The following is an 18,136-nucleotide window of genomic DNA, read 5'->3' as shown; positions in this document are numbered from 1 at the left end:
CGGTTTTAAAGACTGCGTGCAAAGCCTTTCAAGTCAAGCGCCTTACCTTTTCGCAATATTTCCTCTGCCGCGCTGGTGTAACGCTCTTCTTCGCCGTGCAACGCCAACCCCGGCAACAAGGATACTGCACCAGATACACCCTTGCGACCTTGAATGATTACCCGCTTTGCCTTGCGCCCTGCGCGCGGCCAAAATGGCATAATAATCAAATCACCGACCCGGCCGTATAAGTGACTGATCACTTCATCCATACGGTCAGCACGGTAAACAATTGTAATGGTTCCTTTTTGCTTTGCATAATGGACACAAAACCTGATCCAATCCTTGAGGGTTGCATTCAGGTCCATATGCGCCTGGCCTTTATTGTCGTCAGGTGGCCTTATGGCCTTACCTTCTGGCAAGTACGGCGGGTTTATCATTACATGATCATAACGGGATTGAGGACCGGACAAATCCTTGATCGATGCCTTTTGAACTAAAACACTATCTTCCAGTCCATTCAGAACAATATTTTTCTCGGCCAAGGCAACCATTTCATCCTGAATTTCAATCCCCGTAACGCTAACACCCTCAACACGTCTGGCAAGGCAAAGTGAGGCGCCAGCCGAGCCAATCCCCCCTTCAAGAACATGGTCACCTGATTTTGCGGGGACAGAGGCCGCAAGCAACACAGTATCCATCGATACTCTGTATCCATCCTTAGGTTGGATCAGGCGAACACTACCATCGAGAAAATTATCTATGGTTTCATTTTCAGCCATAGGCTTTAGTTCCAACCCTAAAATTCTACATTTAAACTGTTTAGTTAAAGTATAATGAAACCTATTGCCTATCTTCAATGCATAATAACAGACCTAATATATTTGTAACAATTATGTGCCCTATCAGCGCACCTACCGACATTTTCTTGATCAAATAAGGCAAGAACACTACAGTCCGCCTTAATTTGATTCTTTTTCATTTGGAAAGGCCACTTTATGTCACGCTCGTCACAAGCAGAAAACGCACAGCCAGAGAATGTTGTGCCGCTTCATGGTAGCCCAAAGAAAAAAGAAACAAGCCCCATTGATACCCTTCAAGCGATGGTCGCTGATGAAATGAATGAGGTGAACGAGGCTATCCTGAACCGTATGGAAAGCCCGGTTGCTCTTATCCCGCAATTAGCAGGTCATTTGATCGCGTCTGGCGGCAAACGATTACGTCCAATGCTGACCCTCGCGTCCGCGCGCATGCTAGGATACGAAGGCAAGCGCCACATTAACCTAGCAGCATGTGTAGAGTTTATCCACACAGCAACCTTATTACATGATGATGTGGTTGATGAAAGCGAACTGCGCCGTGGCCGCAAAACCGCAAATGTGATCTGGGGTAACCAACCGAGTGTACTGGTTGGTGACTTCCTCTTCAGCCGGTCCTTCGAATTAATGGTAGAAGATGGCTCCCTGAAGGTTTTGAAGATTTTATCACGCGCATCCTCCATTATCGCCGAGGGTGAAGTTCTTCAGCTAACGACCGCGAATGACACCTCAACAACCGAAGAGGTTTACCTCGAAGTTATTGCCGCGAAAACGGCTGCCCTCTTTGCAGCTGCCTGTGAAATTTCGGGCGTAGTTGCCGAGCAAGGTGAAAAGGTTGAAACCGCGCTTTCTACATACGGCAAATATCTTGGTATTGCCTTTCAAATTGTTGACGATGTTCTCGATTATTCCGCGAAACAGGCAACGCTTGGCAAAACAGTCGGCGACGACTTCCGCGAAGGCAAAATTACCCTGCCTATCATTCTTGCGTTCCACCGCGGAGATGATGAAGAACGCGCTTTTTGGAACCGAACCATGGCTGACCTTAACCAGCAGGACGGTGATCTTGATCATGCCCTTGATCTCTTGAACAAGCATACAGCGCTTGAAGACACGATCGAGCGCGCGAAACATTACGGCGCCATGGCAAAGGACGCGTTAGGAACTTTCCCGAACAATCCTGCGAAACAGGTTCTTTGTGATATTGTTGATTTCTGCATTTCACGCGCCTACTAGAAAAAGACGGCATACAACACTAAAAGTCTGTATTTAGACAATCCTTTAAAAACCAACAAAACTGAAACTCATTATAATACGAAAAAGCCCGGCAAATCTGCCGGGCTTTGATCGTTTTAGCTCCCTTGATAAGTATAAAAATACCTACCTTACGCGCTCGCGTATTTACGGCGGCGCTGTAGTGATAGACCTGTTAGGCCAAAGCCCAGGATCATCATCAACCAAGTTGCCGGCTCTGGAATAGCTGTAACGCTAAAGCCCGCGATACGGAAGTCGTCGTTACCTTGCGCGGCGCCAATTCCAAATAGTTCAGAGGCAAAAAGGCCTGGTGCAAACGAGAATGTGTTTGAGAACGGAATATCAACCTGACCACCAACTATTGGGGTATTACCACCAAAGCCGATCAACTGACCGAAGCCATCAACATCCTGGAAGAAACGGAACTGATCGTTATCATCAACAAACGAGAATGTTACAGAGTTCAAACGCACGCGCTGGCTGAAATCAAAAACAAGAATGTCATTGGCGCGGCGACCGTCAACATTTGTCGAATCTGGAACTTCATCACCTTGGCGTGGTCTTTCCTCATCAGGGCCTAAAACACCGAGACCTCCAGTAGACTGGAACACATCACGTGTACCGATGCGAATACCATCGCTGTCAAACGTGCCCGCGCGAACTGCCAAGTCTACACCCATCACTGAGAAAAATGCTTCATCAACGGCACCGCCGCCTTGTCTGAAATCGAAATCAACATTAAAAACTGTAGTTGCATTAGCTGCAGGAGCAATAAAGAATGCCGCAGCAGCAATTGTCTTGAGTAATTTTTTCATTGTACCTCCCAATGTACAAACTAGTTACATACTTACTTAGGAACGCACCTGAGATACTTTCTTTGCCTGAGTATCATTTGTCCTAAATGCTATAGCCATCTCAATCTACACAATTTTAATCTTTTGTTAACTCTTTTTTAACCCTTAATTCGCGCATAACGTTTTTTTTGATTAAACCGAAGACATAATGGCTTTTTTACAACAGGTTCAGACGTATCAGTTAAAAAACATAATGAATAAAAATGGTTAATACCCACAGCCTGAATATCACACAAAAAAACAGCGACGCAAAAGCGCCGCTGTCTATACATTTTATAGTTTTAATCTTACCTATGGATTATGCAAATTGCTTGCTTGTGCGGCGTTTGCGCGCCAGCCCAACAATGCCAAACCCAAGGATCATCATCAACCAAGTCGCTGGCTCAGGAACAGCCGATACGGTAAGCGATTGCAGTTTAAACGCATCACGACTTCCAATAGCACCCAATCCGAATGTATTTCCTTGACCAAGGTTCAAATTAACAGTGCTTGCTATTGAGCCAGGATTAGGATTGATTAACCCAGCCGTTAGACTATTTGGTGTGAATTCAACACCGCCAAACCCAGTAAAATTACCACTGAAGAAGCTGAAATTAGCTGTCTCGATAGTTACCTTCTGGTTGAACCGGAAAACTAAGATTTCGTTGCTGAATGCACCATCTACACGGTGATCATCACCTCCACCAACGCCATCTGGGTCACCTTCAAGATCGAATACCAACCCAAAACTGTTCTGCAGAACGCCGTCGTTATCCAACCCACCACTTAAAGGCAAAGTAAGGTCGTTGTCGTTAGCACGGAAACCAAAAACATCAACGCTTAGAGTTCCAAGCGTAAAGGTTAAAGAGTCGTCCGCGTTGCGAACGCCAGCGCCAGCGCCTGTTGTAAAATCAAAAGTTGTACTAGCTGAAGCAGCAAGTGAGCCCGCGAATACGGCTGCTGCAGCGATTAATTTAGTTAAGTGTCTCATTATTATTCCCCAGTCTTCAAGGATGTTTCACATAATGTTTTTTTGTTGTTCAAAAGCCAAAAGGCTCTGACAATGCCTGAAATAAATTAAATATTACGAACCTGAATATTTTACTCGTTTTTATGAGATGATCTATACCATGAATTGTAAGCCTGAATTAAAGTTAATTTTTTATTAATTTTAATTTTTTTCACTACAAACTAATAAAAATACAACAAGCTATTGATAAATAAAGAAATATCAGAACTCATAAAAACAAGTCTTGCGCTTGTTATAGTATACCATAATTTTTAAACCATTAACCTTTTGTTAACTATTCGAGTAAAATAGTGATTCGCGAACCAACTCGCTTTTATAAATACAACTCAAACCAACAAACGTTTTCGTGATCTAGACAAATCGACTATGATAAAAAATTCTATAGCCTCAGCATTGCTGCTAATGTTGCCACTGACGGCAATCTCATTGCCTTTATGGTCATCTGAAAACAAAAGGCAAATGCCTGAGAATATTTCGTTGGCAGATAGTCAAACCGCGCCCCCCCTTAATGTCTTTGCCGCAGCGAGCTTAACATCCGTATTGAATAGCCTGAACAATCATTGGCAAAATCAAAGCTCCGAGACTACACCCACAATTGTAACCGGCCCAAGCGGCACGCTCGCACGTCAAATCGCTGCAAAGGCCCCTGCAGATATCTTTATTTCTGCTAACAAAGAATGGATTGATTATCTGACAACAACGGGCTCGATCGCAACAGACGTCGAAACCCTAGCAAGCAATAGGCTTGTTCTCGCGATACCAAAAAATAACAAAGCTATGGTTCCAATAAACGCTCTTTCAGGCATAAAATCTTTCCTTCTATCATCGCACCGCATAGCAATTGCCAATCCAAAAATCTCACCGCTTGGCGCGTATACAGTTAACAGCCTTCAAAAAATCAATCTATGGAGCGAAGTAGAAGCCAAAGCAGCATATGCCAATAACGCCCGCGCTACTCTACTGCTTGTAGAAAGAGGAAATATTCCAGGTATCGTTTATCAAAGCAGTGCGATACAAAGCGACAAAGTAGAAATCATCGCATCTTTCAAAAATGCCGAAGACATTCAATATTATGCGGCTATTATTACAGGCAGTAAGAACAAAAAGGCAGCCGCCGACTATTTAAAGTTCCTGATGTCCAAGCAGGCTGAAAATATATGGCAATCCTTTGGGTTTTCATCCAAACTTCAAAACCCTATAGAAGATTAATAATACGAGTATAAAACTCTATGAATCTCGATCTATCAGATGCCAACTTTGGGACGCTTGAGCAAATCACACCGCTTGTTGCGAAGGTACTTTGTAAAAATCCAAGCCCCTATACGTTTACAGGCACACAAACCTATATTGTCGGCACGTCATCGGTGGCAGTGATTGACCCCGGCCCTGTCGATATGGAACACGGAAACGCCATCCTAAAGGCAATCGGTGGGCGCGACGTTAGTCATATTCTAGTGACCCATACTCACCTGGACCATTCCCCGCTTTCAAACTGGCTGTCTGAGCAAACAGGTGCGCCAATATATGCGTTTGGCAGGCACGGAACAGGCCGATCCGGCGGACTAGAATTTGAAGAGGTCGAAGCAGGCGCCGATAAGGACTTTACGCCCGATCATATCATTGCTGACGGCGACAGTATCAATGGCGATGATTGGACATTGGAGTGCATCCACACGCCCGGTCACACCTCCAATCATGTCTGTTTTAAACTCAATGAGGAAAATTCTATTTTCGTTGGTGACCACCTGATGAAGTGGGCAACAACGGTCATTTCGCCGCCTGACGGTGACATGCGGGCCTATTTAAAAAGCATAGAGAAACTAAAATCATTCAAAGCTGACACACTTTACCCCACCCACGGGCCTACAATAGAAAACGGCAATGCTTTTATCCGCGGTGTAATCATCCACCGAAAAATGCGCGAAGGCCAGATATTAGAGCATCTTAAGGGCGGTCCTTGCACAATCCCTCACATCGTCAAAAGCATGTATAAGGATGTGGACAAACGCCTCCACGGCGCGGCAGCGCGCTCGGTTTTCGCGCATATTATCGCGCTCCATGACGAAAATCGTATTGCCTGCGAAGGCCCCTTATCGCTTACAACCTCATATTATCTGCCATAATAATTTGACTGTAACATAAGAAAATATCACGAATTTCCTGAAATCCAGCGTTGCATAACGGTGCAGCGCACTATATTTATACTGCCGAGTTAACTCAAAGCTCGATTATCGGCAATGGCCATGATCCAGCGCCAGTATGATACTGTATAGATACCAGCTTATCGAAGTTTAAAAGAATGCGGTCTGTTTTACCGCAAACGGGAGATGATTGATGAATCTTGTTTCAACCCCAGAAGTTGATCCAACCCTTGACTTGGTTGAGGAAATCAATCGCCTACGTCGTGAGAAAAATGCTGTTATCCTTGCCCACTATTATCAGGCTGCCGAAATTCAGGATATCGCTGATTTTGTCGGCGACAGCCTTGATTTGTCACGTAAGGCCGCTGAAACAGACGCTGATGTTATCGTCTTCTGCGGCGTTAAGTTTATGGCTGAAGTGGCAAAAATACTGAGCCCGAATAAAACAGTAGTATTACCAGACCTGAAGGCCGGATGCAGTTTGGAAGATAGCTGCCCACCCGACGAATTCAGAAAATTCATCGATGCCAACCCTGACCATATGGTGCTCTCTTACATCAATTGTTCAGCGGCAATTAAATCAATGACCGATATTATCGTCACCAGCTCCAACGCCGAACATATCGTATCTTCATTACCCGAAGACCAGAAAATTATTTTCGCGCCTGACAGGCATTTGGGCGGTTACCTGTCACGCAAACTTGGCCGTGACATGCTACTGTGGCAAGGGACCTGTATCGTCCACGAACTCTTTAGTGAAAAAGAACTGATCAAGCTGAAAGCAAAGCACCCTGACGCGCCGGTTGCAGCGCACCCCGAGTGCCCTGATCAGATCGTTCAGCATGCAGACCATGTGGGTTCCACAAGCTCGATCCTCGATTTTTCAATCAAATCGGATGCCGATACAATCATTGTCGCGACAGAACCAGGCATTATCCACCAGATGGAAAAAGCGGCCCCCCATAAAACCTTTATCGGCGCGCCGGGCGCGGACGGCAATTGTAACTGTAACACCTGCCCTTATATGGCGCTCAATACCATGCAAAAGCTTTATACATGCCTGCGCGATCTCGGCCCCGAAATTGACCTTGATGAGGAAACTCGCGTGCTCGCGGAAAAGCCGCTTCGCCGTATGCTGGAACTCAGCCCAACCAAAGGCCCATCGAAGGATGTATCGGCGATTGGTGAATAACCATGAGTGTGGCAAACGGGGATTTCCCACTCTCTAGCGCAGAGATTGACCATTTTATCGATACGGCGTTCGCAGAGGATATCGGTGCGGGTGATGTAACGTGCGAAACAGTTATCCCTGAGGGTGCAATATTATCCGCAACGATGAACGCACGCGAAGATATGGTCATCGCTGGCCTACCCTTAATGACCCCCATCTTCAAACGCCTCGACCCCGATTGTACGATAGAGACTTTCGCCGAAGACGGCGAAAGGCTTAGCCCCGGCAGTAAAATCATGACCATTAGCGGTAAGGCGCGGGCGCTTTTGTCCGCTGAGCGCACGGCCCTCAATACGCTACAGCATTTATCCGGCATTGCGACCCTCACCCGCCAGTATGTTGATGTGATCGAAGGCACAAACGCCCGCTTACTCGATACGCGAAAGACCATTCCGGGGCTCAGGATGCTCGGCAAATACGCGACGAAAATGGGCGGTGCCAAAAACCACCGTATCGGCCTTTTTGACGCAGTGATGATTAAAGACAATCATATCGCGGTCGCGGGCTCGGTTGAAAAGGCAATTTTGGGCGCGAAAGCTGCTGGACGGCGGGATATTCAAGTCGAGTGCGACACGCTCAGCCAAGTGTCCGATGCCCTTAAGTTTGGTGCCAATAGCCTTCTTCTTGATAACATGCCGCCCGAAACACTGCGTCAGGCGCTTGAAATTGTGGGCGGCAAAATACCGTGCGAAGCATCAGGCGGCGTCAATCTTCAAACCATTAGGGCGATCGCTGAAACGGGCATCAATTTTATCTCTGTCGGACGTCTGACCCAATCTGCCCCCGCGGTTGACATTGGTTTGGATTATGGCGGTTAGGTCAAAGTCTACGGCTTTATAAAAACTGGTTCGGAAGCTGTTATTTTTGAAAAATAAACAATCCCGTCAAAATCATCTGAAGCTCTCTCTAGAAAAACGTTCTCAGGTGCTGGATTGCCTTTATTATACTCCAGCTTATTCAACCCACAGCTATTAATACATGCCCAGACTTCTCCTGTTTTAAAAGATAAAACGATTGAAAAAGGTTTCATGGCCTTAAGGTGCAAGGCGATTGGCTTGTCAACACCTTGTCGCTTTGTAAGTCGTGTATGATTATTTCCTCCAAAAAATAGGATACGGTCATAAATACCTGTTTTGATGTAACCATCAATGTTTTCAGCCATAAACTCATCGCGTGTGACAGAAATCGCACTCTTATCATGCTCAGTCTGGGGTAAATCAACTGCTACCACATCGAGCTGAAAGCCTTTCGATAGCTGCCTGAGGTCATTAATCATGCCTAACATAGCCTTGCTTTGACGACCGTCGCCGTGCTGAAACCAAAACTCATTTGTAGTCAATCGATCGATGGCTGTTGCAGCATCCACATCATTTCCTGCTTGCACAAAATCTGTCAGAACATCATTTTGATACACAGGCATCTCAAGCGCCACCAACACCCGTTCGCCCGCCATTGCATAATGGCATGCTAGAGCAGACAAAAAAACAGGCATTTCGTTGGAGCCATGAAGTTCGCCGATAAATATCAACTTCTCATCCTCAATCGCATTAATAACTGAGGTCATATCCACAGGCGACTGGCACGTATATTTTTCGGCAAGAACCGCATGAGTAGACATGAACAGCACACACAACAACACTATGCAATTGTAGGTTTTCTGCATCCCCAATCCCTCTCATCGTCAAATTACAAACGAGCTACTTTGTGTTCATTCATTGCAAAATTAACTGTGCCACATATATATCAATAGACAAGCGCGAAGTATTTGGACGATATGAAAAAACAGAAAAACAAAAAAAGAAGAAAACGTAAAACTATAAAAATAAGCCAGAATAGTAACTGGGCGCTTAGAACTGATTGGCTCCCCATTTTCCTATGGTTTGGCTTACTTGCGCTGATTGCTTCCTTGTTCTTTAACAAAGGACTATCGGCAACATTATCAATTCTACTAGGTACATTAATCGCTCTAACATTTGCAATTGAGGTCGACCCTAAAAAATGGGGATTTATGGTATATTTATGTACTGGTCTAGGCGGGGTAATTGGCTATCTTTTTGCTCTTGAAAAGTCACTGACGCTTGACGGTACAGGTTTCTCCATATTAGCCGGGCTAGTCGTTGGCTTTTTCAGTCAAATATGGGTTAAACACCTACAAATATAGATTTTACCTGATACCCTTTAAATTCTTGTTTGCTCCAAACATCATATTCCCCTATTGCTGTTTGCCTTGATGGGGTATTGCGCACCGTGCGCTGGGTAAGGTTTGGGCAGATGCAGTCGGAAAATATTCAAAGCGCATTTTATATGATGCTGGGCATGATGGGGTTTGCAGTAAACGACGCCTTCATGAAGCTCGTATTGGCTGACCTTAATCTTTATCAGTCGATTTTTGTGCGCGGTATTTTTGCGACCGCGTTTCTTGGTATCCTCGCTGTTCGCTCTGACGCACTAAAGAACAGCCGCCAGCATTTTAACCGCCATATCATTGTGCGCACGTTGTGTGAACTTGGCGGTACGATCTTTTTCCTAACCGCACTTGTCCATGTGTCCTTGGCGGACGCGAGTGCTGTATTACAAGTCATGCCGCTTGCGGTTACCCTTGCCGCCGCGCTTTTCATGCGTGAGGCCGTTGGTTGGCGCCGTTATCTTGCGATCTTAATCGGATTTTTTGGCGTTATGCTTGTCATCCAACCGGACGGCAGTAGCGCAGAAGGCGGGGGATTTAATATCTATTTCCTTATGCTTTTTGGCACCATCGCCTGCATGGTGGTGCGTGACCTGACGACCCGAAGAATTTCACCCAATATCCCAAGCATGTTCATCGCCTTTTATACAAGCCTTGCTGTAATGCTGATGGGGGCCATCCTCTCGGTTTTTGAGCCGTGGAAGGTGATCACACTTGTTCATATGGCTATGCTCGCGGGTGCGGCTGTTTTCATCTTTCTCGGCTATATCGGTACTGTTATGGCGATGCGCTTGGGCGATGTAGGGTTTGTTGCCCCGTTTCGCTATACGTACCTCGTGTGGGCGATGGCGCTCAGTATCTTTGTTTTCGCTGACTACCCCGATGCTTATACTCTGATCGGCAGCGGTATCGTCGTTACAATGGGTATCTATAGTTTCCTTCGGGAAAGAAAGCTGATGAAGACCAAGGCGGCTTAGCTACCCGGGCGCACGCCAATCCCGAACATTGTCACTCCGGGACTTGATCCCGGAGTCCACCATTATAAATATTTATCGACCTATGTCTTCAATGGATACCGTGATCAAGTCACGGTATGACACTACGCGAATAAGCTTACTCTGCGTCCAACGCCAGTATCGTGCGCAGCAAAACATCAGCACCCTTCGCCATTTCAGCGGGGCTTGTATATTCATGGGGGCTGTGGCTGATCCCGCCCTTTGATGGCACGAAAATCATACCCGTTGGTGCAATGGAAACCATATCCTGTGCATCGTGTCCTGCGCCGGATGGCATCAATTTATAGCTATAACCAGCGTCCTTCGCGGCATCCGCAATGATGGTTCGCATACGTTCATCCGTTGGCGCAGGGTGTGACGCCACATCGATAAATTCAAACCCGATTTTGGTACCTGTTTCCGCCTCTATCTTTTTTGCTTCCTGCTGCACGAGCGCAAAAACCTGATCCATCTTGCTTTGCTCAAGGTCGCGAACTTCTAGGCTCATGATCACCTTACCGGGGATCACATTTGGCGCACCCGGAAAGGCCTCTATACGGCCAACGGTTGCGACCTGACGGCCCGGTAATTCGTTTGCGATTTTATTGACCGCGAGCGTCAAGTGCGCGGCGGCCACCATCGCATCCTGCCGACGGTTCATCGGTGTGGTGCCACCGTGGTTTGCCGTGCCCTCGATCGTAATATCCCACCAGTTGATCCCGACAATGCCCTGAACCACGCCGATATCTATATCTTCTTCGTCCAGAAACGCACCCTGTTCGATATGGAGTTCAACAAAAGCCTTCAAAACGCCGGGTTTGATAATATCGCGGGTGATATTATCAGGGTCACCGCCAATGGCACGAATACCCTCCCCGATCGTGAGGCCTGAATGGCTCATGACATCAAGGGTTCCTGGCTGTAATTTCCCTGTCATTGCAAGGCTACCAACAAGGCCGCCTTCCTCGTTTGAGAACACAACCACATCAATCGGGGATCTCGTCCGAATATTCGCCGCGTTCAACAGATCAATCACTTCAAGGTTTGATATCACCCCGACATCGCCGTCATAGTTACCCCCGCCCGGTACGCTATCGGTGTGCGAACCAATCATGATGGGTTTGGCACCTGCGTCGGTGCCAGCCCTGCGGCCAATAATATTACCGCCAACATCAATACGAATATTCTGAAGGCCCTGTTCGCGCATCAGCCCCATGATATACGCACGGCCATCAATATCCGCCTGCGAATACGCAACACGGTCCACACCGCCATCGGCGTTTTTACCGAATTCGGACAAGGCCACAATCCGCGCTTCCATCCGCTCCGCCGACGCCGGAGGGAGGTCTTGGGCAGACATATTTCCAGTTACAGCAAAAATCATAAGTACAAATATTACAATTGAGATACTATAATTAGATTTAGACGAAATTAATATTTTCATTTGAGTAACCTTAACTTGTTAAAGCTAAATAGATGCATCAACATTCGATAGATATGTCTCTAGACAAGCGTAAATCATACATCATTAAAAGGTTGTACATCGACTCTGCGGATCAAGATTATATTACCGCACGATGGGCTTATCACAACGGAATATTTCAAAACTTTTACTGGTGTGCGGCACAAGCAATAGAGAAGTATTTAAAAGCGATAATACTATTTCAGAATCAATCAGTAAAACCCTACAAACATGATTTAAATAAATTATTTAACAATGTTCGCATACAAGATAAAAAACAAATAATCCCAAACAAAATCACTATTCCTACTACAGATGCATTGCATAGCGATGAATGGCATGAACAAACAATAGAAGAATATATAGCCCATCTGAATTATTTCGGATCACCAGATAATAGATATAACATATTAGGCACAGCCCTGATAGGTCCACAAATTCACATAATTGATCAATTAGCAGTGTATTTTAGGAAGATGATCAGGTATCAGAATTTTTTAGCTTTAGATCTTTTTGACCCAACTGAAGAAGCCTTTTATACGTCCAAGAAACCAAAAAATGATTACCCTGAGTGGATGATCGACACAACTATGCTACTTGAAAAATTATCAGAAAATCGCTTAGGTATCGGACACACAAAAGAACTTCGATTTTATTTTCAAAATATGAATCTATTTTTCTTTAAAGATCACAACCAAAATGAGCAAACTTTTGGAGGTTTAGTATTTAGAGGATCACCTATTCGTACCGTTCTGCAACATCATCATAAAATAGATCAATCTAACGAAAATCACAAAATCATTAATCAACTTCAGATATGGATACGCGAAAACATTCCTGTATCAAAACAAACGCTTAAACACTTAAAACTTCTTCTCTAATACCTCCGAACGGCTCCTTTATACTCCGCCAGATACACATCCATTTTCGTTTGCAAGCGCGCGATACGCTGATCATCCGCAGGATGGGTTGAAAAGAAGGGGGATGGAGCCTGTTTTCCGTCCTTAAGCGATTTCATTTTCTGCCACAATTTTACGGATGCACGCGGGTCAAAACCCGCTTTTGCCATATAGGATGTTCCCACATCATCAGCCTCCAGCTCCATCGCGCGGCTGTGCGGCAATTGCACAAACCCCTGTGCCGCCATTGAGCCAAGCGCGACCGCAAGCTGCGCAGTTTTTGCATCCTCGGTGGTTGCACCGACCGCCACACCAAGCCCCGCAATTGCAAGGTTTTGAAGTTGCCCGCGGCTAACCTGCTCTGCGCCGTGGCGGAGGACCGCATGCGCAACCTCATGACCAAGGATAGCCGCAATTTCAGCGTCCGTATTGAAGGTTTCAGCCATTTTTGAATAAACTGCGATCTTGCCACCCGGCAATGCCCATGCGTTCAACACAGGCTCGTCAATGATGATAAATTCCCATTCCATATTGGGCGCGTGGGATATGGCGGCGATACGCTGTCCAATCCGCTTAATACGTTCTGCCTGCGGCCCTGTTGTCACAACGGGCGCTGTTTTCTTCACCTCGCTTAATGCGGACGCGCCGAGCGCAATATCCTGACTTGGTGGAATTGTAATCAATTGCCGCCGCCCCGTAACCTCATTTGTTGTGACACAGGCAGAAAGTGACAGCAGTATAACACCAAGCAGAACGCGTTTAATAAGCATGAGGTTCCCCCTTCATGATTGGAATCAGATACAATATGACATTCAGAATATAAATAATCGGGCAATATGGCAAAAGAAAGCTTGGTGATGTCGATAAGACAAAGAAAAAACCGGTGCTGAATGAACAACACCGGTTTCTATCAAAACTTGTTTTCCAAGGAATATTTCTTAGAAATCGCCTTTTGGCTCAAGAATCTGCTTACCACGATACTGACCGCTTTTTAGGTCGATGTGGTGGCGAAGTTTGTATTCGCCAGTGTTTGAGTCTTCCTGAAAGTTTACATTCTTCAGGGCGTCATGTGAACGGCGCATACCACGACGGGAGCCGGTTACTTTACTTTTTGGAACTGCCATTTTCTTAACCTTTTCGCACGCCCCGGCTCGCTTTAAAATGCTCTATCGCGACCGTCAGGCTATTGTTTGGGCCTACCCATTTGTAAACCCTGTGATTCGAGGCGCGAAACATAAGGGGTAGCCCTAAAAAATGCAAGCGAAAGATTCATGAGCCATATTCATGTGTTTGTATAAGCCAAATGTAACCAAAATATAAAGCGGATTTGACAGCATTTCAGCCAGGGAATAGATTTAGTGTATGACAGATGACTATCAGGCACTGAAACAGGAATATGATGCATTCGGCGAACGCATTTTGGTCTGGGCTTCCTATGGCTTCCCTCTTCTTATTCTCCTACTATCCATTCCAATGATTTTGGAATTGGTGCCGCCAAACGGCCCTATCGGATTTCGAACCAACTACACCGTTAGTTCACCAGAAATCTGGTACGCTGAAAACCATAAAGCAGGCATAGCCTTTGCTATCACATCCATCATTGGAATTTTTGCCAACTATCTGATACTGCGATTTTTCAAAAAAACCATCGCTATTAAATGCCTTTATTCTATCTTCTTCTATGTGCTCCTTCTTGCGATAGTGATTAGCAACCTTGGTCCGTAAATCGATCCTGCCCCCAATTTTTCAGGAAACAGCCGTATTCCCCTTCCAAATCCAATGAAAACCATATAACCGTATTAATCAGATATTTTGGGGATACATCAATATCCGGGGCAACCTGACGGGAGGCATGATCATGACATCATTATTAAAAGTTGGAAAATCAACAATAACCACCGCAGTGCTATCACTTGCACTCCTTGGTACGAGCACAGCTGCACTGAATGCAGAAGACAATTTCACCTACTGGCCGAACGCGGCATATACGGATGATGTCCCAAGCTTAGAGAGCGTGGTGGGGCACAAATCCGGTGACAAGATCACAACGCACGCCAACACCCGCAAATATTTTGAGGCCCTTGCTGCCGCAAAACCGGATCAGGTTCGCATGTTTGAATACGGCGAAAGCTGGGAAGGACGGTCGCTTTATTATCTTGCGATCTCAAGCGCAGAAAATATCGCGAAACTTGATGACCATAAAGCTGGCATTCAGGCGCTAGCGGACCCGCGCAAAACATCACAGGCAGAGGCTGAGCGGCTGATTGATACCCTGCCCTCCTCTGTCTGGTTATCCTACGGTGTTCACGGCAATGAAATTTCCTCCACCGATGCCAGTATTATGACAGCCTATCATCTACTCGCATCCAAGGGGGATGAACGTGCGCCCGAAATTCTCGACAACACGATTGTCTTTATCAATCCGATGCAAAACCCGGATGGGCGTGATCGCTTTATCCACCGTTTCAGAAGCGCAAAAGGATTGGAAGCTGATAGCGACCGCCTTTCCGCAGAGCATAACGAACCGTGGCCATCGGGGCGTACCAACCACTATCTTTTTGATATGAACCGGGACTGGATTTCCCTGACGCAACCCGAAATCAGGGAGCAAGTCAAAGCGCTTCAGGAATGGTATCCACTTACGTTCGTGGACCTTCACGAAATGGGCGGCGACAGCACCTATTATTTTGCGCCAGAGGCCATTCCCTATAACCCGCACTTGGCCGATAGCCAGCGCAGTAGCTTGATTCTGTTTGGTCAGAATAACGCCAAATGGTTTGACGCATTTGGCCGCCCCTATTTCACGCGTGATATTTTCGACGCCTTTTACCCCGGTTACGGCGCAAGCTGGCCCGCCTATTACGGCGCTGTTGCCATGACCTATGAGCAGGCATCATCACGCGGCCTAAAATATCGCCGCACTGATGGCAGCGAATTTGATTACCGCGATACCGTGAAAGGGCATTTCCTGACCTCGCTCGCAACCGCAGAAACAGTTGCCAAAAACCGCAAGGCATTCCTTCAGAATTTTTATGATTATCAGGTAAGTGCGATCAGCGAAGGCTCTAACGACCGACAGAACCGCACTTATATCTTCCCTGCAACCCGTGACAAGGCGGCAAACAACAAACTCGCAGGCGTTTTGGCAGCCCAAGGTGTTGAAATCACACGGGCAAGCGCAGACTTTAAAGCGTGTAACGTCAGCTATAAGGCTGGTGCTTATGTGATTGACCTCGCGCAGCCACGAAAACGCATGGTCAGAAGCCTGCTTGACCCACAGGTAGATATGAACGCTGATTTTGTCAAAGAACAGGAACGCAGGCGGGAGAAGAACCTGGATCACGATATCTATGATGTCACAGGTTGGTCGCTCCCAATCATGTATAATGTGGACATGAACCGCTGCGGGCGTCCAGTGAATGTGGCCGGTGACTTGGTGGACGCGTTTGAGCACACCCCCGGCAGTATCAACAAAACGGACGCCAAGGTTGCATACCTTGTGCCGTGGGGTGATATGGCAGCAGGCAGATTGCTGACCAAGGCGCTTCGCGCTGGTATTACCGTAAAATCGAACGACAGCGAGTTTACACAAAATGGCCGCACATACCCCACGGGGTCTCTTATCATCGATGTGGCAGCGAATGAAGCAAATGTGGGCCAAGAACTTGCAAATATTGCAAAAGAAACAGGCGCTGAAGTTGTTGGTGTGGACACAAGCTGGATCGAAAGTGGGATGGATTTCGGCAGCCGTTCGGTTAACAGAATGCACGCGCCCAAAATTGCGATGGCGTGGGATGAAGCCACAAGCCAGTATAGTGCCGGCAATACCCGCTATGTGATCGAGCAACAATTTGGCTATCCCGTGACAGTGATCCGCACGCCAGCGCTGCGCCGTGCTGACCTATCGCGCTATGATGTGCTTATCCTTCCAGCACAGGGCTTCCGCAGTAATTATATGACCGCCCTTGGCGAAGGTGGTGCCAAGAACCTTAAGGATTGGGTATCAAGAGGCGGTGTTTTGATCGGCAACTCAACGGCTGTTCGTTTCCTGAGCGACGAAAAAGTTGGTCTATTGAATGCCAAACGCGAAAACCAGGCCAAGGAAGAGGTAAAGGAAGCTAAACTCGATGGTGGGCGCACAGATGGCCGTAATTTTGAAAATTATGCAGACCTTCGCAAAGCGATCGAACCCGCAAAGGAAGGGCCTGACAGCATCCCCGGCGTGATTGTGAACGCTGATGTTGATAAGGATCACTGGCTTGCCAACGGTGTCGCAGACGAATTGAAGGTATTGGTGCGTGGCGGCGATATCTACACACCTGTTGATCTGAACACTGGCACCAATGTCGCCTATTTCAAAGGCAAGGATGAGTTGCTCGCGAGCGGTCATATCTGGGAAGAAAACAAGGCACAACTTGCTTACAAGCCGTTTTTGATCCACGAAAACCTTGGCCGCGGCATGGTGATTGGTTTCACACAGGAACCAACAACCCGTGCCTATCTTGACGGTCTGAACCTTATTTATATGAACGCGATCTTCGGCGGCACAGCGCACGCCCGACCTGTTCGATAATCCAGTCGCTTCGCTATTATTAGGAATAAAAAATGATTAAAAAACTCATTCTTACAGCCGCAACACTATTCGCGTTCCAGCAAAATGCCGTAGCCGATGAATACTGGATTTCCCAGTACCGGGCAGCGCAAGGGAAGTTCCCTGAACTGCTTGATGTTGTAAAAGCAACAGACTGGAAAGCCCTTGGCTTTGATAAACCTATCATGATGCGACATAGCCAGGGCAATCACTGGGATTTAATGCTTTTGGGGGCTGGTTCAACATCATGCGAAACCGATGCCTGCTCGAAAGCCCACGATGCCTATGAGACCGTGATTAACACATTGGTCGATTCAGAAGTAAGCTTTACGGCGAAATCAGATGTTAGCTGGACCGAGCTTCAGAAACTCAATGAAACATCAGGCCTCTATCATATCGAAATGTTCATGGCGGGTGCAGGCAAGCACGAAGCCCTATTGAAAGAACGCCAGATGGAAAATGATTATCTGGTAAGGATCGGTATCAAACCCAATGTTATTTTTGAAACAATTTACGGCAGTGACGTTGATAACTTCACAGTCGGTTTTTACCGTGACCTCGTGCAATATGCCAAGCGTCCTGACATGACGCCTGCGGAAATGGAGGCTGCGGCCAAGGCTTCTGGCTTTAAAAACCGTGCAGACATCAGTTTCTTACTCCGCGAACTGATTGTGGGCCACCATGATACACTTGCCGTGAAAGTTCAGTAACCATAATC

18 protein-coding genes are annotated in these 18,136 nt (G+C 46.6%); 11 read left to right on the top strand and 7 right to left on the bottom strand.

Annotated features, from left to right (window positions below; translation table 11 throughout):
• Positions 1-5: 5 nt before the first annotated feature.
• Positions 6-761: a tRNA1(Val) (adenine(37)-N6)-methyltransferase gene (locus KFF44_RS05960; protein ID WP_255938159.1), complete on the bottom strand. Its 756-nt coding sequence runs from the start codon at positions 759-761 to the stop codon at positions 6-8.
• Positions 762-1,082: 321 nt separating this feature from the next.
• On the opposite strand from KFF44_RS05960, the gene KFF44_RS05955 reads away from it, so the two are divergent.
• Positions 1,083-2,033 (top strand): polyprenyl synthetase family protein, encoded by a 951-nt coding sequence (locus KFF44_RS05955; protein WP_370691144.1) that lies wholly within the window; start codon positions 1,083-1,085, stop codon positions 2,031-2,033.
• A 149-nt stretch (positions 2,034-2,182) separates the two neighbouring features.
• On the opposite strand, the gene KFF44_RS05950 is transcribed toward KFF44_RS05955, so the two are convergent.
• Together KFF44_RS05950 and KFF44_RS05945 are read right to left on the bottom strand one after the other, a co-directional pair.
• A complete protein-coding gene (locus KFF44_RS05950) occupies positions 2,183-2,866 on the bottom strand; it encodes a PEPxxWA-CTERM sorting domain-containing protein (protein WP_255938157.1) in 684 nt (227 codons plus the stop codon).
• A gap of 337 nt (positions 2,867-3,203) precedes the next feature.
• Positions 3,204-3,875, bottom strand: coding sequence for a PEPxxWA-CTERM sorting domain-containing protein (locus tag KFF44_RS05945; RefSeq protein WP_255938156.1), 672 nt, complete (start codon positions 3,873-3,875; stop codon positions 3,204-3,206).
• A 498-nt stretch (positions 3,876-4,373) separates the two neighbouring features.
• Between KFF44_RS05945 and modA the strand changes: the two genes are divergently transcribed.
• The 4 genes from modA to nadC all read left to right on the top strand — a co-directional run bounded on the left by modA (position 4,374) and on the right by nadC (position 8,104).
• Entirely contained in the window at positions 4,374-5,123 is a 750-nt protein-coding gene (gene modA / locus KFF44_RS05940; protein WP_255938155.1) for a molybdate ABC transporter substrate-binding protein, read from the top strand.
• A 20-nt stretch (positions 5,124-5,143) separates the two neighbouring features.
• Positions 5,144-6,037 carry an MBL fold metallo-hydrolase gene (locus KFF44_RS05935; protein ID WP_255938154.1) on the top strand — a complete coding sequence of 298 codons (894 nt, stop codon included), beginning with the start codon at positions 5,144-5,146 and terminating at the stop codon, positions 6,035-6,037.
• Between the two features lie 211 nt (positions 6,038-6,248).
• A complete protein-coding gene (nadA, locus tag KFF44_RS05930) occupies positions 6,249-7,247 on the top strand; it encodes a quinolinate synthase NadA (protein WP_255938153.1) in 999 nt (332 codons plus the stop codon).
• 2 nt (positions 7,248-7,249) lie between these two features.
• Positions 7,250-8,104, top strand: a complete 855-nt coding sequence (gene nadC, locus KFF44_RS05925; protein ID WP_255938152.1) for a carboxylating nicotinate-nucleotide diphosphorylase — start codon at positions 7,250-7,252, stop codon at positions 8,102-8,104.
• Between the two features lie 8 nt (positions 8,105-8,112).
• Here nadC and KFF44_RS05920 read toward each other — a convergent pair whose 3' ends face one another.
• On the bottom strand, positions 8,113-8,949 hold the full coding sequence (locus KFF44_RS05920; RefSeq protein WP_255938151.1) for a hypothetical protein: 837 nt from the start codon (positions 8,947-8,949) through the stop codon (positions 8,113-8,115).
• Positions 8,950-9,060: 111 nt separating this feature from the next.
• Here KFF44_RS05920 and KFF44_RS05915 point away from each other — a divergent pair, with 111 nt between their 5' ends.
• Both KFF44_RS05915 and KFF44_RS05910 read left to right on the top strand, forming a co-directional pair.
• On the top strand, positions 9,061-9,447 hold the full coding sequence (locus tag KFF44_RS05915; protein ID WP_255938150.1) for a hypothetical protein: 387 nt from the start codon (positions 9,061-9,063) through the stop codon (positions 9,445-9,447).
• 110 nt (positions 9,448-9,557) lie between these two features.
• Positions 9,558-10,448: a DMT family transporter gene (locus KFF44_RS05910; RefSeq protein WP_255938149.1), complete on the top strand. Its 891-nt coding sequence runs from the start codon at positions 9,558-9,560 to the stop codon at positions 10,446-10,448.
• 136 nt (positions 10,449-10,584) lie between these two features.
• Here the strand turns inward: KFF44_RS05910 and KFF44_RS05905 are convergent, their stop codons facing one another.
• Entirely contained in the window at positions 10,585-11,910 is a 1,326-nt protein-coding gene (locus KFF44_RS05905) for a Zn-dependent hydrolase (RefSeq protein ID WP_255938148.1), read from the bottom strand.
• 32 nt (positions 11,911-11,942) lie between these two features.
• On the opposite strand from KFF44_RS05905, the gene KFF44_RS05900 reads away from it, so the two are divergent.
• Positions 11,943-12,809, top strand: coding sequence for a HEPN domain-containing protein (locus KFF44_RS05900; protein WP_255938147.1), 867 nt, complete (start codon positions 11,943-11,945; stop codon positions 12,807-12,809).
• On the opposite strand, the gene KFF44_RS05895 is transcribed toward KFF44_RS05900, so the two are convergent.
• Both KFF44_RS05895 and rpmF read right to left on the bottom strand, forming a co-directional pair.
• Positions 12,806-13,597 carry a M48 family metallopeptidase gene (locus KFF44_RS05895; RefSeq protein WP_255938146.1) on the bottom strand — a complete coding sequence of 264 codons (792 nt, stop codon included), beginning with the start codon at positions 13,595-13,597 and terminating at the stop codon, positions 12,806-12,808. The genes KFF44_RS05900 and KFF44_RS05895 overlap by 4 nt on opposite strands.
• 168 nt (positions 13,598-13,765) lie before the next feature.
• Positions 13,766-13,951: a 50S ribosomal protein L32 gene (rpmF, locus tag KFF44_RS05890; protein WP_255938145.1), complete on the bottom strand. Its 186-nt coding sequence runs from the start codon at positions 13,949-13,951 to the stop codon at positions 13,766-13,768.
• A gap of 238 nt (positions 13,952-14,189) precedes the next feature.
• Here rpmF and KFF44_RS05885 point away from each other — a divergent pair, with 238 nt between their 5' ends.
• From KFF44_RS05885 to KFF44_RS05875, 3 genes are all read left to right on the top strand, one after another.
• Positions 14,190-14,552, top strand: coding sequence for an SdpI family protein (locus tag KFF44_RS05885; RefSeq protein ID WP_255938144.1), 363 nt, complete (start codon positions 14,190-14,192; stop codon positions 14,550-14,552).
• 133 nt (positions 14,553-14,685) lie between these two features.
• Positions 14,686-17,400, top strand: coding sequence for a M14 family metallopeptidase (locus tag KFF44_RS05880; protein WP_255938143.1), 2,715 nt, complete (start codon positions 14,686-14,688; stop codon positions 17,398-17,400).
• A gap of 32 nt (positions 17,401-17,432) precedes the next feature.
• Entirely contained in the window at positions 17,433-18,128 is a 696-nt protein-coding gene (locus KFF44_RS05875) for a hypothetical protein (protein ID WP_255938142.1), read from the top strand.
• Positions 18,129-18,136: the final 8 nt, after the last annotated feature.

The sequence above is a fragment of the Kordiimonas sp. SCSIO 12610 genome, from assembly GCF_024398015.1.
Classification (GTDB): domain Bacteria; phylum Pseudomonadota; class Alphaproteobacteria; order Sphingomonadales; family Kordiimonadaceae; genus CANLMI01.
Note: the sequence above shows the minus strand (reverse complement) of the source record. Positions and strands in the feature narration are given on the sequence as shown.